Origin of the sequence: Kushneria aurantia DSM 21353 (assembly GCF_000382245.1) — a bacterium.
Lineage (GTDB): Bacteria > Pseudomonadota > Gammaproteobacteria > Pseudomonadales > Halomonadaceae > Kushneria > Kushneria aurantia.
On record NZ_KB907877.1, the window covers coordinates 53476 to 77981 of the forward strand.

Sequence of the window (24506 nt, forward strand, 5' to 3'; positions counted from 1 at the left end):
ACGATGACCACCGAATCGGAGAGATACCATGGACAGAATCGTTGCCTGCTTCGACGAAGGCGCCGGCGCCGACAGTGCTATCGGCGACTACGCCGCCTGGGCTGCCGAGCGCCTGCGTGCACCGCTGACGCTTTTGCACGTCCTGGAGCGCCATTCGCCTCCCGGCGGTAACTATTCCGGTCAGATCGGACCCGGCTCGCGAGAACAGCTGCTGGAGAAGATGACCGAGGAGGACGCCCGTGAGGCGAGGCGCGCTCGCGATGAACGACGGGAAATGCTGGAAGCGCTCAAGGCACGCCTGGGGCAGGAAGGCCCCGGGATTACTACCGAACAGCGCCTTGGCGAGCTGGCTCCCGAACTGGCCGAGATATGCAGCGCCCACGACCTGGTCGTAGTCGGCCGCTGCGGCCATCAGCACGAACAGCAGGCGTCACAGGGCGTTATCGGCGATCACCTCGAAGAGCTGGCGCAGCATCTGCCGTCACCGCTGCTGGTGGCACCTTCCACCTTTCGTGCCCCGGCACGCGTGATGGTGGCGTTTGACGGCAGCGAACGCGGCCTTGAACAGATTGCCGCACTGGGCGAGCAGGGCTGGCTCCGGGATGTCGAGTGCCACCTGGTACACGTTGCCGAGCCGCCCGATGAAAGCGGCGTCCGGCGCGCCGCCGAGCTTTTGCAGGAAAAGGGCATTGCGGCACAGTCGGTAAGTCTCGAGGGCGACGTGCGGCGAAAGTTGCCGGGCTATGTGGCAGAGCACGACATCGACCTGACGGTGATGGGCGCCTATGGCCACGGTTCACTGGTCCGCTGGCTCAAGGGCAGCACTACCCGCCGGCTGCTGGAGTCGATTCACTCGGCGATTCTACTGATGCGTTGAGTGCCGGGGGCGCGACAGCAGGGGAAGCCTGAAGTGTCGCAGCAAAGGTTTTGCGCTCCTGACCGGCGGCCCTGTTTCAGTCACGCGCCAGACTGCCGATAATGCTGGATTGAGCCGCCTGTGTCCGCCAACCCGCGGTGGATATACAGGCGTCAAAACGGCCACTGTGATACTGATTCAGTGGCCCCTCCTCGAAGCCCAATTCGAATGAAGGAATGCCGACCCATGACCCCTGATACGCCCGCCCTGGTCGCCGACATGATGAGTCGCGATATCGTCACGCTGCACATTGACCAGACGCTCAATGACGGTAACGAGGCAATGCGCGAACATAAAATACGCCACCTGCCGGTGCTGGATGACGAAGGGCGCCTGGCCGGCATGCTCAACCAGAAGGTCGTGCTGCGCGAGGCGCTGCGGGTGGCCGACAATTACGGCGCGCACCGTCTCAACCACCACCTGGGGCGAGTACCGCTGGCCGAGGTGATGACCACTGAAGTGTCAACGCTCTCCAGCGATACGCCGCTCGCTGAAGCCGGTCGCACGCTGCTCTCCCAGCGACAGGGCGCCATGCCGGTGCTGGACGCTGAGGGTCGACTGGTCGGCATTCTCTCTTCGGTCGATTTCGTCCGGCTGGCGGTACAGCTGCTCGACGCAGACTGAGCGATAAGCTTCATGCCGGATGTCTGACCATCCGACGCCGCTCGGCGGTTTCGCTTTCCAGCATGAAGCCGTGCCTGCGATAAAAATTTATCGCGGGATTGCCGGCCAGTACGCTGAGTCTTGTGGGTACGCCGCGGGCGTCTGCGGCAGATGTCAGGCGTGCCAGTAAAATACCGCCGACGCCCTGGCCCTGAAGCGTCGGCTCGATATAGAAGCGGTCGATCCAGCACTGTGTGTCATCGTTAATGGTGGCGATGCAACCGGCCCGGGCTTGCCGATATTCGACGATGCAAAATCGGTCCAGATACAGATCGTCGGCGTCTTTTCCTCGCCACTCTCCCCACAACGCCAGCGCATATTCGCGCATGCAGCGCTCTTCCAGATCGAGAATATAAAGCGCGTCCTGCTCGGTGGCAGGTCTTGTGCTGATGTCTCGCGCATCAATCGAGCCGCGATTCGCTTGCATGCTGTTGCTCTCCTCATCGACAGAAGCTGTCATTGTTGAAAGAAATGAGCGGCGCAAACGGCGCCACTTTCAAGTGCAATATTTTATTATTGCACTATTTTGAAGCGAGGTGTGGGTTGGATTAAATGCTTTATAATTGCATACTTACTTCAAAAGTATGAATGACTAATCATTCTTGTGTGTTGTTTCATTTTTGGTAAATTTGGCCTCCTGATGGGTTGTTGAATAAAACGGAGCATGTGCTGATTTTTCGATTCGGGACGGCGTAAAAACGATAAATACTAAAGGTTTTCCTATTGAAAGGGTCCGGAGGCGATCGTTGTCCCGCATCGCTGTTGCCTTTTTGATTCCTGTTTTTCATAAAAATACCAAGAGCGATCGATATAATGGCGACAACAAAAATGGCCGCAATGGCCGGGCGGGATGGCGCATCGGGATTTTCTTTCGGCAGCGAGACCAGGCGCTCCTGTGCGATGAAAATGTCAGGATTTCTGCTGGTTATTGGCTCCACATGGGCTCACCCTGCCCTGTCTACGGCAGCGCAGGTCGATGATCCCAAAACGGTCGAGCAGTGGCGCAATGATCAGGAGTACCTCGAGGACTGGGGTCTGCGCGGCATGAATACGGCGCACGCCTACGCCGCCGGTTATACCGGCAAGGGCGTGACAGTGGGGGTCATGGATTCCGGTGTCTTCGTCTCTCATCCGGAATTTGCCGATGGGCGAGTCCGCACTGTGGAAACCGGCGGCACCTACGCCGCTGACGGTTTTTACTATAGCAATGACAACTCTCCGGAAAATTTCTGGAAAGCCGGAGAGCAATTCTCTACTCCCGGGGTGTATAACAAGGCGTACAACGACCCCCACGGTACCCATGTGACTGGTACCATCGGCGCTTCGCGCAATGGTGAAGGCATGCAGGGCGTGGCCTTCGAAGCCGATGTAGTGGTGGCCAATACTCACGCCACCGACAGTTTCATCACCGGCCCCAATGCCGACTACAACTATTTCAGGGCGGCCCATAGCGCACTGGCTCAGTCGGGAGCGCGGGTCATCAACAATTCATGGGGACAGGATCCGCAATTTTCCAGTTATAACACGCTCCCTGACGTGTACACCGTGATGTCGAATTTTTCCGGCAAGCCCGATTTCCTGGATGCGATGGGAGAGGTCGCGCAAAAGCACGATCTTATCGAGGTCACCGCGGGTGGTAACAGCAGCGATGCCAATCCGACCTCCTACGCCGTTGTGCCCTATTTCAGACCCGATTACGAGCCCTACTGGCTGGGCGTGGGTGCGGAAGGTCGATCGGGTGGTCAGACGCAGATCCTGCCCGGAACGGTGACCCCTGCCGGTTTCTCGTCGCTGGCCGGGGTGGCCAAATACTGGTATGTCTTTGCCCCCGGAGCGGATATCGAGAGCACCATTCCCACCGCGACGGGCGACGAGCCGTGGACACATCAATGGCCCGCGACGTCCGGCTATGCCACCGTCAGCGGCACTTCCATGTCGGCACCGCACGCCAGCGGTGCACTGGCGCTGGTCATGCAGCGTTTTCCCTATCTCTCCTCCACGGACGCGCGCAACGTACTGCTGACCACCGCCGCGCATCGCGATGCCGTTGAAGGCACGCCGGACGCGGATCAGGGCGTGCCCAATGAAGTATGGGGCTGGGGCGCCATTGATCTGGAGAAGGCGATCAAGGGGCCGGGCCAGCTGTTCGGTAAAATGACGGCCGATCTTCCCGAAGGGACCCGCGACGTCTGGTCCAACGATATTTCCGACGTGGCGATCAAGGCGCGCAAGCAGGAGGACATCGCCGAAACGGCCGAGTGGCAGCAGCGCAAGGCCGAGCTGGGCCTGGGTGACAGCTTCGAGATGACGCCCGCACTGCAAAGGGAGATGGCGCAGAAAGAGGCTGCTTACACCGAGCAGCATGCTCAACTGGAAAAGACCATGGCGACCGCAACCAGTGTCGCCGTGGAGTTCATCAAGGCATACCGCGACCTTGGCCAGGGTGGTAGCTTCGAAAATTACAATCAGAAGTACGCCCTGCTTTTGAATACGCCGGGTGCTTCCGGCCTGTATCTCGATTTTATGGAAAGCCCCGAGGTTTCCGAAGACGATCCCGCCGGCTGGACCGATGCACGCATCGCGCAGTGGAAGGAAACGCGCCTGTCGTCCTATCTGGAAAAGATGTACAACGCCCAGTATGCACAGATCGTCGGCAACCCGGAGTTCGAGTTCGCCACGAAGCAGGCACGCCAGCAGGCGGCCGCCGAACGCCCGGACGCGGGCTCGCTGGTCAAGCGCGGCAGGGGCATGCTGACCCTGTCGGGCGACAATACCTATACCGGCGGCACCACGATTGCGGGCGGGGTGCTGCGTATCGGCGACGGCGGCACCAGCGGCTCGATCCTGGGTGACGTGCGCAACGACGCGGTGCTGGCCTTCGACCGCAGCGACGAGAGCGGTTACGCGGGCGACATCAGCGGGCAGGGGATGCTGGTCCAGTCCGGTAGCGGCACGCTGGCACTGTCGGGCACCAACACCTACCTCGGCGGTACCCTGATCGAGGCCGGCCGGCTCTCGGCGTCGGGCGGGGCGGCGCTGCCGGACAGCGGTGCGGTCACCATCAATGACGACGCCGAACTGGCGCTGGGCGATGATGAAACGATCGGCGGCCTGACCGGCAGCGGCCACGTCGCGCTCGGCGACGCGCGGCTGTCGGTGGGCGCGGATGACACCTCCAGCCGCTTCGACGGTGCGATCGGCGGCGCGGGCGGTGTTACCAAGCTGGGTACAGGCGCGCTGAACCTTGCCGGCGACAGCGACTACAGCGGCGCGACCCGGATCGCCGGCGGCCTGCTGAGTGCCAACGGCCGGCTCGCCTCGCGGGTGCAGGTTCTCGAAGGCGGCACACTGGGGGGCAGCGGCCATATCGGCGGGCTGGATGTCGAGCAGGGCGGCCGGGTGGCACCGGGCGATTCGATTGCGACCCTCGATGTCGAGGGTCCGGTCATCTTCCGCTCGGGCGCCCTGTACGACGTCGATGTCAATGCCGAAGGCGCCTCCGACCTCGTTCACGCCAGCGACACGGCGCGTATCGAGGATGATGTTGACGTGCTGGTGACGCCGGCCACGCAGGATACCAGCGGCGCGACCTGGCGGGCCTCGACCCGCTACACCATCCTGACTGCCGATGGCGGTGTCGACGGCGGGTTTGCCGACGCGCTGGAGAACTTCGCCTTTCTGGACGCCAGTCTTTCCGGGGATACCCACAACCGCTATCTCACCCTGAATCGGACCAGCACCGGCGGTGGCGGCGGCGACAACGGCGGCGACGGTGACAACGGCGGCGGCGGCGACAACACCGGCGGCGGCGGCGACGGCGGCGACGGTGACAACGGCGGCGGCGGCGATGACAACAGCGGTGGCGGTGATGACAACACCGGCGGTGGCGACAACACCGGTGGCGGCGACAACAGCGGCGGCGGCGACAACGGCGGCGGCGGCGACAACGGCGGCGGCGGCGACAACGGCGGCGGCGGCGACAACGGCGGCGACGGTGACAACACCGGCGGTGGCGATGACAACAGCGGTGGCGGTGACAACGGCGGTGATGATGCCGTGCGGATTTCCGCCGGACAGACACGGCTGCTCACCGCTGCCGATCAGTTCGGCGATACCCCGCTGCGCTTCGAGGGCGGTGCCCTTGAATCCGGTGCCACGATGCAGCTGGACAACGCCGTGACGCTCGATGAGCGTGGCGGTATCCTGGCCCCCGACGGGAGTACGGCCCTGACGCTGGCCGGCCATATCGATGGCCCGGGCGGACTGACCAAGACCGGCAGTGGCCGCCTGGTCCTGACGGGTGACAATGACTATCGCGGCGAGACGCGCGTCATGGAGGGACTGCTGAGCGTCAACGGTCGCGTCACGGGTGCCGTGCGGGTGGCGGACAACGCCACCCTGGGCGGCAACGGGCGGGTCGGGTCGACCACCATCGTGGGCGGTCACCTCGCCCCCGGCAACTCGATCGGCACCCTCACGGTCGACGGTGATCTGGTTCTGGAACCGGGCTCGACCTACGACGTCGAGGTCAATGGCGCGGGCGCTTCGGATCGTACCGACGTCAGCGGCCGCACGCGCATCGGCGACAACGTCGGCGTGGCGGTTACGCCGCAGGATCGCAGCGAGGACGGTTCCACCTACCGGGCCGCGACCCGCTACACCCTCCTCACCAGCGCGAACGGCATCAGCGGTCAATTCGCCGGTGTCGAGGACAGCTTTGCGCTGCTGAACGCCGCCCTCGATCAGCGTGTCGACAGCGTCGACCTGATCCTGACCCGGGTGCGGCCCTTTGCCGATTCGGTGGCGACGCCCAACCAGCGCTCGACGGCCACGGCGGTCGATGCCCTGGGAGACGGCAACGCCCTCTACGACGCCGTGCTCTATCTGCCCGATGGCGCGCCGGCGCCGGTCTTCAGCCAGCTCTCCGGCGAACTGCATCCGGCGGTGGCGAACGTCCTCGTCGATCAGAGCCGCCAGAGCCGCCGCGTGCTCGGTGACCGCCTGCGGTCACGGCAAGATGGCGCCAGCGCCGTCGATGACGCGGGCTATCAGACGCTGCTGGACGACGGCCGCGCTGCACTGTGGTTCGACGTCTTCGGCCGTCACGGCGACTATGACGGTGACGGCAACGGTCACGGCGTGTCGATCGGCAACAGCCGCGGCCTCTTCCTCGGCGTTGACGGCGACGTGGGTCACGGCTGGCGCCTTGGTCTGGCCACCGGTTACAGCGGCGAGGATCTCGACCTGAAGGGCAGCGATGCCGACGCCACGATCGACAGCTACCATCTCGGGATCTATGCCGGCAGCACATACGGCGCGTTCGACCTGAGCCTGGGGGCCCTCTACGACCGGCACAGCATCGACAGCGAACGACGGGTGACCTTCCCGCGCTACAGCGACCGACTCGAGGCGGACTACGACGCCCGCACGCTGCAGTTCTTCGCCGAAGCGGCCATGCAACTGGAAGCAGGTTCCGTGCACTGGCGGCCGTCGCTGGGTGTTGCCCATGTTGATCTCGACGGCGGCGACTTCCACGAGCACGGCGGCGCCGCGGCGCTCTCCTCGTCGGGGAGCGACGATACCCGCACCTACGCCACGGCCGGTCTGAGTGCCGAGCGGGCGTTCGCGCCGGGCACGACGCGCCTTGACCTGTCGGCCGGTGCCGAATGGCAGCACGCCCTGGACGAGGCGCGGGTCAGCCAGTCACAGCGTTTTGGTGGCGGAGAAGGCTTCCGGGTGGCCAGCGCGGATATCGGCCGGGACAGCCTGAACCTGCACCTCGGGGCCGGCGTCGAACTGACCGAACGTACCCGTCTGGGGCTGCGCTACGATGGCACCTTCGCCGATGACTACCATGATCGCAGCCTGAGCGCAGTGCTGGACGTGAAGTTCTGATACGGCTCGCGCGAACGACAGTGGCGCAACCGGATTCCCCGGCTTGCGCCACTTTTGATCGCAAGAGCTAATTGATTTGCCAACCTCTTCTGCTCTATCTTGTGCCGACTGCCGATGATTATGAATAATCGGTAATATTATTTGCGTGCGGCCACAAGCCGTGACAATAACAACAGCACCATTGCCTTGTGCAGGAGCCCGAACAATGAAGAAGACACTACTGGCCGCCGGTGTGGCGGCCATGATGAGCGCTACCCCGGCCATGGCCAAAACGCTGGTCTACTGCTCGGAAGGGTCGCCGGAAGGCTTTGATCCCTCGCTGTATACCACCGGCACCACCTTCGACGCCTCCAGCAAGCCGATCTACAACCGACTGGTGCAGTTCAAGCCCGGTACGACCGAGCTGGAACCGGCCATCGCCAGTAGCTGGGAGGTCTCCGACGATGGCCTGAGCGTAACTTTCCATCTGCGCGACGACGTCCAGTTCCAGACCACTGACTACTTCACCCCCAGCCGGCCACTCAATGCCGACGATATCATCTGGACCTTCGATCGTCAGATGAACGAGGATAACCCCTACTATCAGTTGGCCAACGGCAGTTTCGAGTATTTCGATTCGATGTCGATGGGCGAGTTGATCGAGTCGATCGAGAAGGTTGACGATCATACCGTCAGGTTCCACCTCAGCGAGCCCAACGCGCCCTTTATCGCCAATCTGGCGATGGATTTCGCCTCGATTCACTCCAGGCAGTACGAGCAGCAGCTGCTCGACGAGGGCACGCCGGAGCTGGCCAACCAGCAGCCGATCGGCACCGGCCCCTTCCAGTTCGTCAACTATCAGGAAGACGCGGCAGTCCGCTACCAGGCCAACCCGGACTACTTCCGTGGCAAGCAGCCTATCGATAACCTGGTGTTTGCGATTACCCCCGATGCCCAGGTGCGCTATCAGAAGCTGCTGGCCAATGAGTGCCAGGTCATGCCGTACCCCAACCCCGCCGATGTCAGCGAGATGCAGCAAAACGATACCATCAAGGTACTCAGCGAACCCGGGCTCAATGTTGCCTATCTCGCCTGGAATACCATCCAGAAGCCGTTCGACAACCCGCAGGTGCGCCGTGCGCTGAACATGGCGATCAACAAGCAGGCGATTATCGACGCGGTGTTCCAGGGCGCCGGCCAGGTGGCCAAGAACCCGATTCCGCCCACCATGTGGGGCTATAATGATGAGGTTCAGGACGATCCCTACGACCCGGATAGGGCCAGAAAGATGCTCAAGGATGCCGGCGTTGACAATCTTCAGATGAAAATCTGGGCGATGCCGGTGCAGCGCCCCTACATGCCCAACGCCCGCCGTACCGCCGAGCTGATGCAGGCTGACCTGCAAAAGATCGGAGTTGACGCGCAGATCGTCACCTATGAGTGGGGCGAGTATCTGCAGCGCGCCGCCGACAAGAATCATGAAGGGGCCATTATTCTGGGCTGGACCGGCGACAACGGCGATCCGGACAACTTCATGGGCACGCTTTTGAGCTGCGCCGGTGTAGGCACCAGCAACAACGTCGCCGAGTGGTGCTACGAGCCCTATGAAAAGTTGATTCAAAAGGCGCGCACCCTGAGCGATCAGGACGAACGTGCCAAGCTCTACAAGCAGGCGCAGGTGATCTTCAAGGAGCAGGCGCCGTGGGACACCCTGGCCCACTCGACGGTTTTCATGCCGCTGCGTGATGACGTCACCGGCTATGTTATCGATCCGCTGGGTCTGCATAGCTTCGAAGGCGTCGATATCCAGCAGTAACCCCTTCCCACCGTCACGCATGGAGCGGCCCTGGTCGCTCCATGCTGTCATGTGACAGCTCAGATTTTCCATTATGCTCAAATTTGTACTGGTCAAGCTGGCGCAGTTGGTGCCGACCTTTATCGGCGTCACCATTGTGGCGTTTGCCTTTATTCGCCTGTTGCCCGGCGACCCGATTCTGCTGATGGCGGGAGAGCGTGGTCTGACCCCCGAACGCTACGCCAAACTACAGGCTGAGTACGGTTTCGACCGACCGTTGATCGTGCAGTACTGGGATTTCCTCAAGGGGCTGCTGCATGGCGACCTGGGTAATTCTCTGGTGACCCACTCGTCGGTAGTTAATGAGTTCTTCAGCCGTTTCCCGGCGACCCTTGAACTTTCGATTTTCGCGCTGGCCTTTGCCGTTATCATCGGCCTGCCGGCGGGCGTTATCGCCGCCATTCGGCGCGGCAGAACGCTGGATCACACCATCGTCGGCATCAGCCTGACCGGCTACTCCATGCCGATTTTCTGGTGGGGCCTGCTGCTGATCATGTTTTTCTCCGGCACGCTCGGCTGGACGCCGGTCTCCGGGCGTATCTCCTTTATGTATTTCATTCAGCCGGTCACCGGTTTTATGACCATCGATACCCTGCTGGCGGGCAACTGGGATGCCTTTCTCTCCGCGCTGCACCATCTGATACTGCCGGCCATCGTGCTGGGTACTATTCCACTGGCGGTGATCGCCCGCCAGACCCGCTCCTCGATGCTCGAGGTGCTGGGCGAGGACTACGTGCGTACGGCGCGCGCCAAGGGCCTCTCCAATTTCCGCGTAATCATGGTGCACGCGCTGCGCAACGCGCTGATCTCGGTGGTCACCGTGATCGGGCTGCAGGTCGGCCTGCTGCTGGCCGGCGCCATCCTGACCGAAACCATCTTCTCGTGGCCGGGCATCGGCAAGTGGATGATCGATGCGATCTCGCGACGTGACTACCCCTCGGTACAGGGTGGTCTGGTGCTGATCGCCTTTCTGGTCATGATCGTCAACCTGCTGGTGGATGTCGCCTATGGGGTCATCAATCCGCGCATCCGTCACTGAGGGCCCAAAAAATGGCTGCAATTTCTACCCCTGCCGCGCCCGGGACCTTTCGCTATCAGCTGGCGTCGTTCTGGAAGGATTTCAGCGCCAGCCGCGGCGCTCTGGTGGGCATGATCTTCATCGCCTGCGTCATGATCGTAGCGCTGCTGGCGCCCTGGATGGCGCCGCACGACCCGGCCATGCAGGACCGCTCGGCGCTGCTGGTGCCGCCGGTGTGGCACGCCGAAGGCAGCTGGCGCTACATTCTCGGTACCGATGCGGTAGGTCGCGACATTCTCTCGCGACTCATCTTTGGTGCCCGCTATTCGCTGTCGATCAGCGCCATGGTGGTGTTGATCTCGATGGCCGGCGGCATTTTCCTCGGCCTGCTGGCGGGCTATTTCCGCGGCTGGGTCGAAACCGTCATCACCCGCGTGATGGACGTGGTGCTGGCCTTCCCCAGTCTGCTGCTGGCGCTGGGGCTGGTGGCGATTCTGAGCCCAGGCCTGACCAGTGCCATGATCGCCATCGCGGTGGTGCAGTTGCCGTACTTCGTGCGCCTGACCCGCGCCTCGGTGATCGGCGAGAAAAATCGTGAATACGTCATCGCCAGCCGGCTGGCCGGTGCCGGCCATCTGCGGCTGATGTTCAACACCCTGCTGCCCAACTGCATGGCACCACTGATCGTGCAGGCGACGCTGTCGTTCTCCACGGCGATCCTCGATATCGCCGCGCTGGGTTTTCTCGGCATGGGCGTACAGCCGCCGACGCCCGAGTGGGGCGCGATGCTGGCCAACGCCCGCGAATTCATGGGCAGCGCCTACTGGGCGGTCACCTTCCCGGGTCTGATCATTCTGCTCACCGTGCTGATGATCAACCTGATGGGGGACGGCCTGCGCGATGCGCTCGATCCCAAAATGAAACGCTCATAGCGCGGAGGACTTCACATGGCACTACTTGATATCGAAGGCCTCAGCGTTCGTTTTCAGACGAGCAGCGGCCTCTTTCCCGCCGTCGAGAACGTCGACATCAAGGTCGATCGCGGCGAGGTATGGTCGATTGTCGGCGAGTCCGGCTCCGGCAAGTCGGTGGCCATGCTGGCCACCATGGGGCTGCTGCCGTGGACGGCAGAGGTAACGGCCGAGCGCATGCTGTTCGATGGCCAGGACCTGCAGCGGCTCGGCTCGCGTCAGCGCCGACGCATCGTTGGCGGTGAAATGTCGATGATCTTTCAGGAGCCGATGAGCAGCCTCAACCCCTGCTTTACGGTGGGCGCTCAGCTCGACGAAATGATCAAACAGCACCGGGGCGGCACCCGCCGCGAGCGTCACGAGCGAGCTCTGGACCTGCTCGCCCAGGTCGGCATTCCCGACCCGGCGCGTCGTATCAGGGCTTATCCGCATCAGCTCTCCGGCGGCATGAGCCAGCGCGTGATGATCGCCATGGCGATCTCCTGCGATCCGCGTCTTTTGATCGCCGACGAGCCCACCACGGCGCTGGATGTCACTATTCAGGCGCAGATTCTCGAACTGCTGCTCAGGTTGCAGGAGGAGAAGGGCATGGCGCTGATTCTGATCACCCATGACATGGGCGTGGTAGCGGAAACCGCCCGCAACGTCATCGTGCAGTATGCCGGGCGCCAGGTGGAGAAACAGGAGGTGAGATCGCTGTTCGCCGCACCGCGCCACCCCTACACCGAGGCGCTGCTGTCGGCGCTGCCGGAACGTTCCGGCGACGCTGATCGGTTGCCGACCATTCCCGGCGTGGTGCCGGGCCAGCACGACCGGCCGACGGGTTGCCTGTTCAACCCACGCTGTCGTTATGTCACCGAGCACTGCCGCGAGGTGGCGCCCATCCCCGCTGCTGACGACCCGGCACACACCCTGTGCCACTACCCGCTCAACGACCCGCAGGCGGCCACGCCACCCGATGGATTGTCGCCACGTTCTCAACAACAGGATGACAACCCGGAGGTGCGCCCATGAGCCGCGACGCTCTGCTCAGTGCCACCCATCTGGCTCGCCATTATCAGGTCAAGGGTGGCCCCTTTTCGAAGCCGGCGACGGTCAAGGCGCTGGTCGATGCCTCCTTCGAGCTCTATCCGGGTCAGACCCTGGCAGTGGTCGGTGAGTCCGGCTGTGGCAAATCGACGCTCGCCCGGGTGCTGACCATGATCGAACCGCCCACCAGCGGTGAATTGGTCATCAGCGGCCATCACGTCTCCCTGAAAGAGGGGCAGCGCCCGCCCGCCGAACTGCGCCGCGAAGTGCAGATCATCTTTCAGAACCCCTATGGCTCGCTCAATCCGCGCAAGACGGTGGCGACCATGCTGGAGGAGCCGCTCAAGCTCAATCGACGCGACATGAGTGCCGGTGAACGACGCGAGGCGGCGCGGGCGATGATCGAGAAAGTGGGGCTGCGCCCGGAACACATCGACCGCTATCCGCACATGTTCTCCGGCGGCCAGCGACAGCGCATCGCCATTGCCCGGGCGCTGATGCTCAACCCGAAGATTCTGGTGCTCGACGAGCCGGTGTCGGCGCTGGACCTGTCGATTCAGGCGCAGGTGCTCAACCTGCTGGGTGACCTGCAGGACGAATTCGGGCTGGCCTACGTCTTTATCTCCCACGATCTTTCAGTCGTGCGGCGCATTGCCGACGACGTCATCGTGATGTACTTCGGACAGCCGGTGGAGACCGGCCCGGCGGAGACGGTCTTCACCACGCCGCGCCATCCCTACACCCAGGCGCTGTTCTCCGCCACGCCGGTAGCCGATCCCAACCGGCGTCGCGAGCGCATGAAACTCAAGGGCGAGCCGCCGTCACCGCTGGCGCCGCCGCCGGGCTGCCCGTTTGCGCCGCGCTGTCGGCTGGCGACGTCGGAGTGCACCGAGGGCGACCCGCCGCTCAATGAAGTGGCCGATGGGGTCAGGGTGGCGTGCATCCATGTCGATCAGGCAATGGCAGCACATGAGGCATCGGCCTGAGTGCCGCGCCTCAGTATCGTATAGCGCCCGTGAGCCTTATCAATCTAGTCCCAGCATGCCGCGCAGGGTGGAGAGGTCCTCGGCGAGAACCGTTACGGTGCCTGCCAGGGCGTGACGGTCGGCCTGACTGACCTCGTCATAGGAGACGAAGCCCGAGGCGGGGTCGTCCGGGGTGGTGCGGTACTGCGCCAGAGTCTTTTCGACATCGCCGAAGTTTTTCGTGACCCGTGCCACGAAGTCGGGGTGCTGCTGCGCCACCAGTGGCTTGAACAGCGAAAATATTTCGCGCGCGCCGTCGACATTGGCCTGAAAGTCCCACAGGTCGGTACGGCTGTAGCGATCTTCCTCGCCGGAAACCTTGGTGGCGGCCACCTCCTCCATCAGCGCAGCAGCGCCGCCGACCACCGTCGAGGGCGGGAAGGTCAGGTCGCGAACGCGGCTGTCGAGGTCGTTGACATCGCTCATCAGCCCTTTGGCGTAAGGTGCCATGCCATCGGTGCTGTCGTTATGGAACAGGCCGTATTCGAGGCGGTGGAAGCCGGTGAAGTCGGGATCCGCGACGCCATGTTCGTAGTCGTCCTCGCGGGCGTCGATGCTGGCGTCGAGATCGGCAAACAGCTCGGCGATCGGTTCGATGCGCTCGTAGTAGACGCGCGTGGGAGCGTAGAGCGACTGCGCCCTGTCCAGCTCACCCTGCTCGACGGCGGTGGTGAAGCGGCGGGTGTGATCGACGAGCTGGTCGAGGTTATCCAGCACGTAAAGCTTGTATTCGGCGATCGGTGTGACCAGCTGTTCGGCGCTGACCGCCGCGCGTGCCTGTACGTTGAGCGCCATCAGCACCAGCGCGGCAGCCGTCATGAGTGAGGCTTTAAGAGAGTGCATCTTCATCGTCGTTGCTCCGTTGGATAATTCCTGTGCTGGTCAGCGGTCATCATGGCGGCGATGCCTGGTGGCATCGCGCGTTGTCGTTGTATTGCTCAGGCGGTGGCGTTCAGCAGGCTGCGACCGAGAAAGTCCTGTTGGTTAATCGCGCCCGGCAGGACGAAAAAGTACCCCCCGCCCACCGGCTTGATGTACTCCTCCAGCGGCTCGCCGTTGAGACGCTGCTGGACGGTAATGAAACCGGCGTCGAGATCGGCCTGGAAACAGATGAACAGCAGTCCCATGTCGAACTGGCCGTTGGCCTCGACCCCGTTGGAGTAGTTGAACGGGCGGCGCAGGATACGGTTGTGTTGGGTGGCTGGCGTGCGCGGGTTGGCCAGCCGGATATGGGCATCCAGCGGCGTGATATGTCCCTCGGGGTCGTCGCTGTAGTCGGGCACGTCCTGTTCGTTGCCGCCGGACAGCGGGGCGCCGCTCATCTTGCGGCGGCCGAAAATAGCTTCCTGTTCTCCCAGCGGCGTGCGATCCCAGCGCTCGACGAAGTTGCGGATGATGCGCACCGCCATGTAGCTGCCGCCCTGCGCCCAGGCCGGCTCGTTCTCGCCTGTCCCGTCGACCCACACCAGTTCGTCCATCAGCGCTGCGTCGTCGTTGCTTGGGTTGGCAGAGCCGTCGCGAAAGCCGAGAAAGTTGCGCGCGCTGCCGTCGAAATCCCCCGGCGAAGGAGGCAAAAGCGGTACCGTGCCCTCCTGTTTCCAGCGCACCAGCATAAGCCCGGGCGTATGCTTGATGATGTCGCGCAGGGCGTGATAGCAGGTGTCCAGGGTATTGGCGCAGAACTGCAGGGCGATATCGCCGTGACAGCGTTCGGCCTCCAGGGCGTCGTTGGGAAAGCCCGTCATGCGCTGCAGGTGGCGAGGTCGTGCGGCGTCCAGGCCGAAGCGCTGGTCGAACAGCGCGTCGCCCAGCGCCAGGGTGACCGTCAGGCCATCCGGTGGAATATCGGGCCCGAGAATGCCGGAGTCCGGCGGTGGGTAGTGCGGGTCGCGCTGTGGATAGCGCCCGCCTTGGGTCAGAAAAGCGATCCGCGCGGTGAGGGTTTCGAATAGTCGCTGAAGGCCGTCGCGGTCGCCTGCCAGTACATCGAAGGCCACCACCATGCCGGTGGCCGGGCGCGGCGTGACCACGCCCTGCTGATGGCGGCCGTGAAACGGCCAGCTGAGCTGCGGGTCGCGCGCCAGCGGGGCACTGGTCACCTCCTTGCCTTGTGGCGGTGTCTGCAGCGGCTCGGCGGACAGCACTCGGCCGGGGTAGAGGCCGGCAAGACCGACGCCCAGGCCGGTCAGTCCGAGGCCGCGTAGAAAGCGGCGGCGCGGCGGCGTGCCTTCCTCGTTGGCGGTCACATGAAAGGGGCAGCGAGAGGGGCGATCACGATGGCTCATGGCGACTCGGCGGCTTCTGGAGGGGTGGCTGATGCGTGCATGTCGAGGGCCGGATTGATGCCGGTCAGGGCGTCGGCCAGCGCCAGGCTGCGTTCATTCAGCCGCTGGATGGCGCTGGTGCCGGTCGTCGTATCATCGGCAAGTGACGCCTGCAGGGCGCTCAGCGCCGCGCGCACCTGCTGCAGCACATCGGGGGCGCGCGGCTCCAGCAGCGGTGTCAGCAGTCTGACCACGCTGTCGACGCCATGGGTCAGGCCGGCCAGGTCGTTTACCGCCAGTGCCGCCGGCTCGCCGGCCGAGCGCTGACGGTCATGCCAGTGGCGCAGCAGCCCGGCGCTGGTGTCGGCGAGTTGTGACGGCTCGATCGATAGCGCTTTAAGAGGGGGTGTCAGGTGCTCAAGGTTCTCCCTGAGCCGATTGATCGCGGCGGTGGTAGAGACACTGGCGTTGCTCTCGAACAGACCTTTTTCGAGCTGCTGCAGATCCGCGGAGAGAGGGTTATCCGCCGAGCTATCGCCATCCTGCTCGGCCAGCAGATCAAGCACCAGCGCCAGCTGCCGCTCGCTGCGTCGCGCCGCAAGCCAGGCGTGTCGCATCGCCTCGTTGTCGCCGTCGCTGATTGCCGCGGCGAGCGTGTCGATACGCTGGTGCAGCTCGCGCAGCTGCAAAATGGTGCTGACCCGGTATTCGGCCAGCACCCCAATGATATCGGCAGTCGACGGCGGCGGTGGTCCATCGGCACTGGCCACCACCTCCAGCGTGCCGCCGGGGGTGCTGAGCAGGCCGCAGGTCATGGTGTAGTGACCCGGCGCGAGGTCGGCGCTCAGTGTCTGACGTAGCCCGGGAGCGATATTCTCGCGCTCCGCCAGCACCATCACGCCGTCGATGATCTCCCACTCGATGGCGCGGCTTGAGTGATTGACGACGGTGAAGGTGCGGCGTCCGGCGGGCACCTCGAGATGCTGCGGATGGCAGCCATCGGAGGTCACCGTGACCGTTTGACCGGCGTTGCCCCCGAAGGTCGTGACCCGCAGCGAAAGCGTGAACAGCGCCAGTGCGATCAGCAGCAGCAACAGCGACAGCAGCAGGGCGATGCGCAGCAGGCGCGGTGAGGGGGCATCGTTGGCGGAGACGTCGTTCATGGCAGCTTGCTTGTCGGCTCAGTGGGCGGGGCGCTGGCGGTCAGCGAGCGTGGTCGCAGCCACCAGGCGGCCAGCGCCAGATAACCCAGCCACACCACCGCTTCGCTCAGCGTCGGCGCCGGCTGGTAGCCGAAGATACCGGCCAGTAGTGTGCCCAGTGGCGAATCCAGCGGTAGCACGGCACTCACATCGAACAGCACCTGCTGGCCGTGATTCCACAGCCCGGCTTCGTGCAGCGCACGCATCGAACCGGCCAGCAGTCCGGCGGCGACCAGCAGCAGAAACAGCCCGGTGAAACGAAAAAACCGCCCCAGCGGAATGCGCAGCGCGCCGCGATAGAGTCCGAAGCCGACCAGTCCCGCCGTCACCAGCCCGAGCAGCGCGCCCAGCGGTGCCAAAGGGTTCGGACTCTGCTGAAAGAGCGCCAGCAGAAAGAAGATCGACTCCAGTCCTTCGCGGGCGACCGCCAGCAGTACCATACCGATCAGCGCCCAGCTCTGGTGGCGGCCGCTGCGAAAGCTGCGCTCCAGCGCCGCAGCAAGATGCTGCTTGAGATGACGGGCGGTATGGCGCATCCACAGTACCATCCAGCTCAGCATACCGACGGCGAGAAATCCGACCAGCGCCTCGAACAGCTCCTGTTGACGCTGGGGGAAGGCGGCACTGGCGAACAACAGAGCCGCACCGACGAAAAGTGCCAACGCCATGGCGAGAAAAATGCCGATCCATACCGCCGGCAGCCAGCCGCGACGACCGGTCCGTTGCAGGTAGCTGGCGATGATGCCGACGATCAGCGCGGCCTCGAGGCCTTCGCGCAGCATGATGAGAAAGGCAACCAGCATGATGTGACCCTGACGCAATGGCACCGAGAGCGAGCAATGGGAATTTCTGATGGATCTAAACGATACGCTTTTTCATCCGAGCTTCAAGTATTTTTAAGCTTTTGCGCGGTCGGGTTGTGCCCGAGGTCTTCACGACGGTCCGGAGAGGGTGGTAAGGCAAGAGGATGAGGGGGGGGAGAGGCAATGGCAAGCCGGGCGCCATGCGCCCGGTAGCGGGAAAGCGGAAATAACGATCTACTGGTCGAGGGTGACCATATCGCCGCGGAAGGCAACCTCGGTGACTACGTTGCCGGCATGGCACTCGTAGCGGTCGTTATTGGGGTTGGCACGCTGTTCGTAGTAGCTGACGATGTCGACCACGGCGTTGGCGCCGACCTGGCGGGCGCGCTCCTGAAGCGCCAGCAGCGACTCCAGCGCCGCAGCGCGGCAGGATTCGGCGTCGCTTCTAAAGGCCGCGCGCACCTTGTTGCTGCTGTAGTAGCCGCCGCGCCGGGTCTGGATCTGCGGATGCTGCTGATCGGCGAAATAGAGCCGTATCGAGGGGTCGAGGCGCTGGCGCGCATCGGGCATGTTGAAGACCTCGCTCAGCGGCTGCATCAGGAAAGTGTTGCGCGCCTCGGCGGTGCCGGTAGCGCCGATCAGCAGCAGGGCGGCTGCCGTAGCGGCAGCCAGCGAAGCCCTGAGAGGCAGGGGGAAGGTCATCGAACGTCCTCCGAATAGAGCGGATACCAGGCCGCCCAATTTAGCCCGTTGCGGCACTTTGCGAAAGTGAATGTCGGCGTATTCAGTTCGACTGCGGTCTGGTGAAGGCCTGAAAGCAGTGCTGGTTACGTGGCAGGGCGATCACCCGGTGGGCCTCCAGCCCTGGTACGGTGACCGCTTCCAGCCCCTGCAGTGCGCTGATATCGGCCGGCGAGACGCGGTTGTAGGGCGCCTTGTCGTTCCAGCCCAGCAGCAGCAGACCGCCGCCGCGCAGCGCCGTGACGCTGGCGCCGAAGGCACGCTCGATGTCGTCGTGGTCGTTAAGGCCCCAGCCCAGTACGCCGTTACAGAGCACCGCATCCAGCTCGCCGGGGCCGAAGTGGGCATCCAGCTCGGTGAGGTTGGCGACGATATGGCGCCTGGCGCCAAAGGCGCGCTTGGCCGGGTCGATCTCCAGCGTGGTGACTTCAGCGTCGTCGCCCAGCAGGCCTGGATAGTAGTGGGTGTACCATCCGCAGCCCACCATCAGAATCCGTTTCATGTCGTCGCGCCCGGCGATGGCGGGCAGAATGCGCTGTTCCAGCATCAGGCGGTCAGGGTAGGGGTAGCGCAGCCGCACTCCGCGCTGGTCCAGCGCCCTGAGTGCACCAGCCATGCCCCGGTAAAGCGTCGCTTTCGCGCCCATGAAGTCTCCTCTGGATCAGTGTTGTTGTTCATGGAACACCCTCGGTGAAGGGGCTGCCTTTCCCGAGACTGAACAGAGAGCGTCGGTAGAGCCCGCCGTTGACCGTGATTGCCTGGTGTCACGTAGGTAACGCGATGACACGGCAGGCTGAACCTGGCTATGGGCGACCTCGTCGTCACCATCACGGCGGCTCGAAGAGAGCCGGCCGGTGTCAACACTCGGTCAGAGCGGCCGGTGACGTCTTTCCCTGCGTCAGGTTTATCGGTTCGACCTCGACCCGCTCCGTCGCGCCAGTCAGGCGCTATCGACTGCGTGCTGCACCTGCCGGGTATCATCATGACTAAATTGTTTCCATCAGCGCCCGTAGAGCCGATTGATGCTGATCAGCATCGCCCGGCCGTCGGCCATGCGTGCAGTGCCGTATCGACGATGCTGGAAAGGTCCTCCGGCGAAGCGCCGTCGCGGGCGAGCACGGACAGGCCCTGCATCACCGTGAGCACGAGGCCGGACAGGGCGGCCGCGTCCGCGCTCTGCGGTAACATTCCGGCAGCCTTGTCTCGTTCGAGGCGCGCACGCATCTGCTCGCGCAACTGCTGACGATATCCTGCCACGATCGCGCGAACATCGGCGGCGTCCGCTGAACCGCTGGCGGTGGCACTGGCGAGCAGGCAACCGGGCGGCGTGGTCTCTCCGGTAAACGTGACGATTGCGCCGTGCAGGATCGTACTGGCCGCGTCGTAGGCGGTCGGCGCGTTCGCGATCGCCGCATTCTCCGCGTCCGGTTCGCCGGCATAGAGCTGCGCCGCTTCGAGAAACAAGCGCCGCTTATCGCCGAAGGCGGTATAGAGGCTGGGGGCTGTGATCCCCATCGCGCGGGTCAGGTCGCTGATCGACGTGGTTTCATACCCATGCCGCCAGAACAGCAGCATTGCCTTTTCGAGCGCGGCTTCGCGATCGAAGGATCGCGGCCGACCGCTTTTGCGCTGCGCGGTTTGCCGGCGTTCGTCAGATACATTCATAGCGATCGTTCCGAAACTTCTTGACTGGTCGTATACGTTCTATCATTATTTTCGTATCGAACGCTACGAAATAGATGACATGAACCTCACAGATTTCCGCACGCTCGGCCGCTCCGGCCTGGTCGTCAGCCCACTGGCACTCGGTACGATGACCTTCGGTCCCGGAGAATGGGGCGCTGACGAAGCCAACTCGCGCGCGATCTTCGACGCCTATCGCGACGCGGGTGGCAATTTCATCGATACATCGGACATCTATTCGGGCGGCGAAAGCGAGCGCCTGGTCGGCAGGTTCATTGCCGACGCGGGTGCGCGCGACGAAATCGTGCTGGCGACGAAGTTCGGCTTCAACGCATCCGCCAGTCCGCTCACCGCCAGCCAGGGCGGTGGCGGCAATCCGCATGCTGGCGGCGCAGGCGCGAAGAACATCCACCGCGCGCTTGATGCGTCGCTGAAGCGGCTCGGCACGGACTATATCGATCTCTACTGGATGCATATCTGGGACGGGGTGACACCGGTCGAGGAAATTCTGCAAACGCTGGGCGATCTTGTGCGGGCCGGAAAGATCCGCTATTTCGGCTTTTCCGACATGCCTGCCTGGGTCGGCTGCAAGGCCGCAACAATTGCAACCGAGCGCCGCGTGCCCGGCCCGATCGCGATGCAGCTCGAATATTCGCTGGTCGCGCGTGATGTCGAGGCCGAACATTTCCCGGTGGCACGCGAAGGCGGGATGGGGATCATGCCCTGGAGTCCGCTGGCCGGCGGCTTCCTGTCGGGCAAGTATCGGCGCGAGGACACGTCGGGCACCGGGCGCCTCAGCGGCGCCAATCCGTTCGGCGACAGCAAGTTCACCGACCGCAACTGGGACATTCTGGAAGCAGCCCAGACGGTCGCGGCCGAAGTCGAACGGCCGGTCGCCCAGGTCGCACTGGCCTGGACCCTGGCGCGTCCGGGGGTGGCTTCTACCCTGATCGGCGCAAGTAAAGTCTCGCAAATCGAGAGCAACGTTGCCGCCACCGGCCTTCGCCTGAGCGACGAGCAGCTTGCGCGCCTCGATGAAGCGAGCGCGCCCGCGCCGACCTTCAGTACGGTACTGACTTCTCCGGACATCCGGCGAATGGTATTCGGTGGCCGTGCGGTAACCGGATGGGGCGAGTAGCGCGCGACCGACGCAACGTTCCCAGCCAGCAGGAATCCAATATCCGCACGCCATTTTGCACAGAACGTCGCCGTGTGCGCCTCTCGTGATATGGCCCGACGCCCGCCGAAATACCCTATAGAGACCACCGTCATGACCGATGCCATCACTCCGTTCCCGATTCATATCGGTGAGGCCGAGCTTGCCGACCTCGCCGATCGGCTTGGCCGCACCCGCTGGCCTGATGCCGGCACCGTCACTGATGGAAGCCAGGGGCCGAGCCTGCCGGCCATCCGCCATCTGGTCGATCGATGGCGTGACGGGTACGACTGGCGAAATGCGGAAAGCCTTATCAACCAATGGGGTAGCAGCCGTGCCGTCATCGATGGACTGGGCATCCACTTCCTCCATATTCGTTCCCCGGAACCCGACGCGGTGCCGCTCTTGCTCGCGCATGGCTGGCCAGGGTCGATTCTGGAGTTCCGTGATGTCATCGGCCCGCTGACCGATCCGGCCGCGCATGGCGGTGATCCGCGGCAGGCCTTTCATCTGGTGATCCCGTCGATGCCGGGGTTTGGCTTTTCCGACAAGCCGACGGAGACGGGTTGGAACGCGGCCCGTGTGGCCGATGCCTATATCGTGCTGATGCAACGACTGGGCTATGGCGAGCGCTGGTTGGCACAGGGCGGCGATTGGGGCGCGGCCGTGGTGACGGTGTTGGCGCATATGCGCGCGCCCGGCCTTGCCGGCATCCATCTCAACATGGTCATGTTCCAACCAAGGGAAGACGAGATCGCGGACGCGACAGGCGAGGAGCAAGCGATGCTCGCCGACATGAAGCGATACGACGCCGAGCAGTCGGGTTACATGAAGCTCCAGAACACCCGGCCACAATCGGTCGGGTTCGCCTTGGCGGACTCGCCGGCAGGGCTGGCAGCATGGATCTATGCCCTATTCCAGGACGTGACCGACAGCAGAGGCGAACCGGAGCGGACGATCGCACTCGACCACATCCTCGATGACATCATGCTCTACTGGCTCCCCAACACCGGCGCCAGTTCGGCGCGCTTTTACTGGGAGAACGCGCGAGGACAGGGTGATATGCCCGGCGACCCTGTCCCGCTGCCGGCCGGCATCAGCATGTTCCCCGGCGAGGCCATGCGGCTGTCGCGGCGCTGGGCGGAAAAGCGGTTCGCGGACCTGCGATATTACAACCACCCCGAGCGCGGCGGCCATTTCGCGGCTCTTGAGAACCCGACCGCATTCGTGACCGATGTACGCGCGACATTCGCGGCGATCGGATAGGGCCGAGCTCGCTCCGGCCCGACGGGCGTTTCACCGCGAAGGCCCGGCGCGAACCCGAACGGATCAGGCCTGTTCGGCGCGACCGGCCAGGACATCGCGCATCGTCTGCGGCTTGCGCCCGATAAGACGTTCGAGCAGCGGGGAGGTCGCCGCGAACTCGCCGGCTCGCGCCGCGAGGTAGTAGCCCATGATGAAGGCGACAGCGCCATCGGGCATGCCGCGCTCGCGTGCATTCGCGCGGAAGGCATCGTCCTCGATCACTTCGCGACGAACCGACCGGCCCTCGATCTCGCTGATCAACCGCGCCAGATCTGTCAGGTCCAGAGTCTCGTCGCCCGTCAGCACCTCGGTCGGTCCGTCGATCGTCTCCTCCCCCAACAGAAGGGTGGCATCGGCTTCAGCCAGATCGTCATGGGTCGTCCAGGCGACCTTGCCGTCCCGCGGCGCAGCGAGGACACCAGATTCGAACCCCGCGGCGCGGTTCATGGCTAGCGCACTTTCGGCGTAGTAGCCATGCCGCATCGAGGTCCAGGCCAGCCCTGAAGCGGCGAGCATGTCCTCCGTCGCGGCATGGGTGCGGCCCGGAAAGAAATGCGAGTCCGGTGCTGCGGACATCTGGCTGGTATAGAACAGCCGCTCCACGCCGATCTCTGCCGCGACGTCGATCGCAGTGCGGTGCTGCGCCAGCGGGTCGCCCCCGCTCGCCGCGGCGTTGGATGAGACGAGAAGAATGCGCTCGCCCCCCTCGAAGGCGCTTCGAAGCGATGCGGCATCGTTGAAATCGCCATAGCGCACGCGCACGCCCCTGGCGGCCAGATCGGAAAGCTGGTCGGGATCACGTACGCTGACGCCGATCCTGTCCGGCGACGTGCGCGCGAGCAGCCGGTGGACAATCCTGCTGCCGAGCTTGCCACTTGCACCTGTTACGATGATCATTGTCTTTTCCTTTTTGCTAACGTTGCTAACATCCAGCCAGACAGGCTTTGTTACCTATGTTATCGATAGCGCGTTAGCATTGCTACCCTACGTATTTCGAGAGACCATGCTCGCAAAAGACGATTATCGTACCGATACCGCGAGCGCCCGCGATCGCATCCTCGTCGCCGCCGAGCGGCTGGTTGCGGAAACCGGCGTCGAAGGTGCCACGACGCGGGCCATCGCGGACATGGCCGGGGTGCAGGCCCCCACGATCTACCGCCTTTTCGGTGACAAGGTTGCCTTGCTCGATGCCGTCGCGGAGAAGACCCTCTCCTCCTACGTCGCGTCGAAGGCGGATCGCGACCGTCACCCCGACCCGGTCGAGGAGTTGCGCGGAGGATGGGATCGGCAGGTTGCCTTTGCGCTCGCGCATCCGGGCATCTTCGCGATCATGGCCGCGCAATCTGAAACGGCGCGCGACAGCCCCGCCTATCGCGCGGGGATCGCGATCCTGCGTAAAAAGCTGCAGGCGGTGGGAACCGCCGGCCGACTGAAAATCCCCGAGGATCGAGCGCTCCATCTCTTCCACGGATCCGCGACGGGGATCACAGCGACGCTCTTGCGCCAACCGCCCGAAAAGCGCGACATGGCGCTTTCCGCTGCGGCGCGGGATGCGGCCATCGCCGCAATTGTTGGCGCGGCGCCCGCGGATGGCGGGAACGGGGTACGGGACGCGGCGAATGCGCTGAAAGCGGCCCTGCCGCATATCGAAAGCCTGAGCGCGGGGGAAAGCCTGCTGCTGGCGGAGCTTCTTGACCGGATCGCATCGGCCTGATGGTCAGGCAAGCGCTGCACTCTTCAATAAAGCCCGCCGTTGACCGCAATCACCTGGCGGGTTACGTAGGCGCCATCCGGCGAGCAGAGGAAACTGACCACCCCGGCGACCTCCTCGGCGCTGCCCATGCGCTGCATCGGTACCACCTTTTTGATCTCGACGTCGCTGCCTGCCGTCATATCGGTGTCGATCCAGCCCGGGGCCACACCGTTGACCGTGATCCGTCTTTTGGCCAGTTCCAGCGCCAGCGACTTGAGCGCCGCGATCACGCCGCCCTTGGCGGCAGC

Annotated in this window: 22 protein-coding genes; 11 read left to right on the forward strand and 11 right to left on the reverse strand. The window is 63.8% G+C overall.

Annotated features, from left to right (window positions below):
* The first annotated feature begins 28 nt into the window (after window positions 1–28).
* Window positions 29–877, forward strand: coding sequence for a universal stress protein (locus H146_RS0112030; RefSeq protein ID WP_019952125.1), 849 nt, complete (start codon window positions 29–31; stop codon window positions 875–877).
* Window positions 878–1102: 225 nt separating this feature from the next.
* Window positions 1103–1540 (forward strand): CBS domain-containing protein, encoded by a 438-nt coding sequence (locus H146_RS0112035; RefSeq protein ID WP_019952126.1) that lies wholly within the window; start codon window positions 1103–1105, stop codon window positions 1538–1540.
* A 10-nt stretch (window positions 1541–1550) separates the two neighbouring features.
* Here H146_RS0112035 and H146_RS20265 read toward each other — a convergent pair whose 3' ends face one another.
* On the reverse strand, window positions 1551–2006 hold the full coding sequence (locus H146_RS20265; RefSeq protein ID WP_019952127.1) for a GNAT family N-acetyltransferase: 456 nt from the start codon (window positions 2004–2006) through the stop codon (window positions 1551–1553).
* 187 nt (window positions 2007–2193) lie between these two features.
* Window positions 2194–2517, reverse strand: a complete 324-nt coding sequence (locus tag H146_RS21730) for a hypothetical protein (protein WP_169433481.1) — start codon at window positions 2515–2517, stop codon at window positions 2194–2196.
* On the opposite strand from H146_RS21730, the gene H146_RS20270 reads away from it, so the two are divergent.
* From H146_RS20270 to H146_RS19270, 6 genes are all read left to right on the forward strand, one after another.
* Window positions 2486–7474, forward strand: coding sequence for an autotransporter domain-containing protein (locus H146_RS20270; protein ID WP_169433482.1), 4989 nt, complete (start codon window positions 2486–2488; stop codon window positions 7472–7474). The genes H146_RS21730 and H146_RS20270 overlap by 32 nt on opposite strands.
* A 205-nt stretch (window positions 7475–7679) precedes the next feature.
* A complete protein-coding gene (locus H146_RS0112050; protein ID WP_019952129.1) occupies window positions 7680–9269 on the forward strand; it encodes an ABC transporter substrate-binding protein in 1590 nt (529 codons plus the stop codon).
* A gap of 73 nt (window positions 9270–9342) precedes the next feature.
* A complete protein-coding gene (locus tag H146_RS0112055) occupies window positions 9343–10347 on the forward strand; it encodes an ABC transporter permease subunit (protein ID WP_019952130.1) in 1005 nt (334 codons plus the stop codon).
* Between the two features lie 11 nt (window positions 10348–10358).
* A complete protein-coding gene (locus tag H146_RS0112060) occupies window positions 10359–11258 on the forward strand; it encodes an ABC transporter permease subunit (RefSeq protein WP_019952131.1) in 900 nt (299 codons plus the stop codon).
* A gap of 15 nt (window positions 11259–11273) precedes the next feature.
* Window positions 11274–12311, forward strand: a complete 1038-nt coding sequence (locus H146_RS0112065) for an ABC transporter ATP-binding protein (protein WP_019952132.1) — start codon at window positions 11274–11276, stop codon at window positions 12309–12311.
* On the forward strand, window positions 12308–13312 hold the full coding sequence (locus H146_RS19270; protein WP_019952133.1) for a dipeptide ABC transporter ATP-binding protein: 1005 nt from the start codon (window positions 12308–12310) through the stop codon (window positions 13310–13312). The genes H146_RS0112065 and H146_RS19270 overlap by 4 nt, the downstream gene beginning before the upstream one ends.
* Before the next feature lie 39 nt (window positions 13313–13351).
* Here H146_RS19270 and efeO read toward each other — a convergent pair whose 3' ends face one another.
* The 7 genes from efeO to H146_RS0112105 all read right to left on the reverse strand — a co-directional run bounded on the left by efeO (window position 13352) and on the right by H146_RS0112105 (window position 20026).
* Window positions 13352–14200, reverse strand: a complete 849-nt coding sequence (gene efeO, locus H146_RS0112075; RefSeq protein WP_019952134.1) for an iron uptake system protein EfeO — start codon at window positions 14198–14200, stop codon at window positions 13352–13354.
* 89 nt (window positions 14201–14289) lie between these two features.
* Window positions 14290–15636 carry an iron uptake transporter deferrochelatase/peroxidase subunit gene (efeB, locus tag H146_RS0112080; RefSeq protein WP_019952135.1) on the reverse strand — a complete coding sequence of 449 codons (1347 nt, stop codon included), beginning with the start codon at window positions 15634–15636 and terminating at the stop codon, window positions 14290–14292.
* Complete coding sequence (locus H146_RS0112085; RefSeq protein WP_019952136.1) at window positions 15633–16778, reverse strand: cupredoxin domain-containing protein; 1146 nt, start codon at window positions 16776–16778, stop codon at window positions 15633–15635. Before H146_RS0112085 ends, efeB begins: the two co-directional genes overlap by 4 nt.
* Entirely contained in the window at window positions 16775–17620 is an 846-nt protein-coding gene (gene efeU, locus H146_RS0112090; RefSeq protein WP_019952137.1) for an iron uptake transporter permease EfeU, read from the reverse strand. The genes H146_RS0112085 and efeU overlap by 4 nt, the downstream gene beginning before the upstream one ends.
* 234 nt (window positions 17621–17854) lie before the next feature.
* A complete protein-coding gene (locus H146_RS0112095) occupies window positions 17855–18322 on the reverse strand; it encodes a hypothetical protein (RefSeq protein WP_019952138.1) in 468 nt (155 codons plus the stop codon).
* 82 nt (window positions 18323–18404) lie between these two features.
* The gene (locus tag H146_RS0112100) at window positions 18405–19007 is read right to left on the reverse strand and encodes a methyltransferase domain-containing protein (RefSeq protein WP_019952139.1); all 603 of its coding nucleotides are present in this window, start codon (window positions 19005–19007) and stop codon (window positions 18405–18407) included.
* Window positions 19008–19390: 383 nt separating this feature from the next.
* Window positions 19391–20026, reverse strand: coding sequence for a TetR/AcrR family transcriptional regulator (locus H146_RS0112105; protein WP_019952140.1), 636 nt, complete (start codon window positions 20024–20026; stop codon window positions 19391–19393).
* A 79-nt stretch (window positions 20027–20105) separates the two neighbouring features.
* Here H146_RS0112105 and H146_RS0112110 point away from each other — a divergent pair, with 79 nt between their 5' ends.
* Both H146_RS0112110 and H146_RS0112115 read left to right on the forward strand, forming a co-directional pair.
* On the forward strand, window positions 20106–21182 hold the full coding sequence (locus tag H146_RS0112110; RefSeq protein ID WP_019952141.1) for an aldo/keto reductase: 1077 nt from the start codon (window positions 20106–20108) through the stop codon (window positions 21180–21182).
* A 132-nt stretch (window positions 21183–21314) separates the two neighbouring features.
* Window positions 21315–22466 carry an epoxide hydrolase family protein gene (locus H146_RS0112115; RefSeq protein ID WP_019952142.1) on the forward strand — a complete coding sequence of 384 codons (1152 nt, stop codon included), beginning with the start codon at window positions 21315–21317 and terminating at the stop codon, window positions 22464–22466.
* A 63-nt stretch (window positions 22467–22529) separates the two neighbouring features.
* Here H146_RS0112115 and H146_RS0112120 read toward each other — a convergent pair whose 3' ends face one another.
* Window positions 22530–23402, reverse strand: a complete 873-nt coding sequence (locus H146_RS0112120) for an NAD(P)H-binding protein (RefSeq protein ID WP_019952143.1) — start codon at window positions 23400–23402, stop codon at window positions 22530–22532.
* A gap of 106 nt (window positions 23403–23508) precedes the next feature.
* On the opposite strand from H146_RS0112120, the gene H146_RS0112125 reads away from it, so the two are divergent.
* Window positions 23509–24219, forward strand: a complete 711-nt coding sequence (locus H146_RS0112125; protein ID WP_019952144.1) for a TetR/AcrR family transcriptional regulator — start codon at window positions 23509–23511, stop codon at window positions 24217–24219.
* A 23-nt stretch (window positions 24220–24242) separates the two neighbouring features.
* Here H146_RS0112125 and H146_RS0112130 read toward each other — a convergent pair.
* Window positions 24243–24506 (reverse strand): SDR family oxidoreductase (locus H146_RS0112130; RefSeq protein ID WP_019952145.1); only part of this gene is annotated, 264 nt, incomplete at its 5' end.

What these genes read in the sequence shown, in the direction of transcription:
- H146_RS0112030 (WP_019952125.1), top strand. Translation starts at nt 29, where the DNA reads ATGGACAGAATCGTTGCCTGCTTCGACGAAGGCGCCGGCGCCGACAGT.
- H146_RS0112035 (WP_019952126.1), top strand. Translation starts at nt 1,103, where the DNA reads ATGACCCCTGATACGCCCGCCCTGGTCGCCGACATGATGAGTCGCGAT.
- H146_RS20265 (WP_019952127.1), bottom strand. Translation starts at nt 2,006, where the DNA reads ATGCAAGCGAATCGCGGCTCGATTGATGCGCGAGACATCAGCACAAGA.
- H146_RS20270 (WP_169433482.1), top strand. Translation starts at nt 2,486, where the DNA reads ATGTCAGGATTTCTGCTGGTTATTGGCTCCACATGGGCTCACCCTGCC.
- H146_RS0112050 (WP_019952129.1), top strand. Translation starts at nt 7,680, where the DNA reads ATGAAGAAGACACTACTGGCCGCCGGTGTGGCGGCCATGATGAGCGCT.
- H146_RS0112055 (WP_019952130.1), top strand. Translation starts at nt 9,343, where the DNA reads ATGCTCAAATTTGTACTGGTCAAGCTGGCGCAGTTGGTGCCGACCTTT.
- H146_RS0112060 (WP_019952131.1), top strand. Translation starts at nt 10,359, where the DNA reads ATGGCTGCAATTTCTACCCCTGCCGCGCCCGGGACCTTTCGCTATCAG.
- H146_RS0112065 (WP_019952132.1), top strand. Translation starts at nt 11,274, where the DNA reads ATGGCACTACTTGATATCGAAGGCCTCAGCGTTCGTTTTCAGACGAGC.
- H146_RS19270 (WP_019952133.1), top strand. Translation starts at nt 12,308, where the DNA reads ATGAGCCGCGACGCTCTGCTCAGTGCCACCCATCTGGCTCGCCATTAT.
- efeO (WP_019952134.1), bottom strand. Translation starts at nt 14,200, where the DNA reads ATGAAGATGCACTCTCTTAAAGCCTCACTCATGACGGCTGCCGCGCTG.
- efeB (WP_019952135.1), bottom strand. Translation starts at nt 15,636, where the DNA reads ATGAGCCATCGTGATCGCCCCTCTCGCTGCCCCTTTCATGTGACCGCC.
- H146_RS0112085 (WP_019952136.1), bottom strand. Translation starts at nt 16,778, where the DNA reads ATGAACGACGTCTCCGCCAACGATGCCCCCTCACCGCGCCTGCTGCGC.
- efeU (WP_019952137.1), bottom strand. Translation starts at nt 17,620, where the DNA reads ATGCTGGTTGCCTTTCTCATCATGCTGCGCGAAGGCCTCGAGGCCGCG.
- H146_RS0112095 (WP_019952138.1), bottom strand. Translation starts at nt 18,322, where the DNA reads ATGACCTTCCCCCTGCCTCTCAGGGCTTCGCTGGCTGCCGCTACGGCA.
- H146_RS0112100 (WP_019952139.1), bottom strand. Translation starts at nt 19,007, where the DNA reads ATGGGCGCGAAAGCGACGCTTTACCGGGGCATGGCTGGTGCACTCAGG.
- H146_RS0112105 (WP_019952140.1), bottom strand. Translation starts at nt 20,026, where the DNA reads ATGAATGTATCTGACGAACGCCGGCAAACCGCGCAGCGCAAAAGCGGT.
- H146_RS0112110 (WP_019952141.1), top strand. Translation starts at nt 20,106, where the DNA reads ATGAACCTCACAGATTTCCGCACGCTCGGCCGCTCCGGCCTGGTCGTC.
- H146_RS0112115 (WP_019952142.1), top strand. Translation starts at nt 21,315, where the DNA reads ATGACCGATGCCATCACTCCGTTCCCGATTCATATCGGTGAGGCCGAG.
- H146_RS0112120 (WP_019952143.1), bottom strand. Translation starts at nt 23,402, where the DNA reads ATGATCATCGTAACAGGTGCAAGTGGCAAGCTCGGCAGCAGGATTGTC.
- H146_RS0112125 (WP_019952144.1), top strand. Translation starts at nt 23,509, where the DNA reads ATGCTCGCAAAAGACGATTATCGTACCGATACCGCGAGCGCCCGCGAT.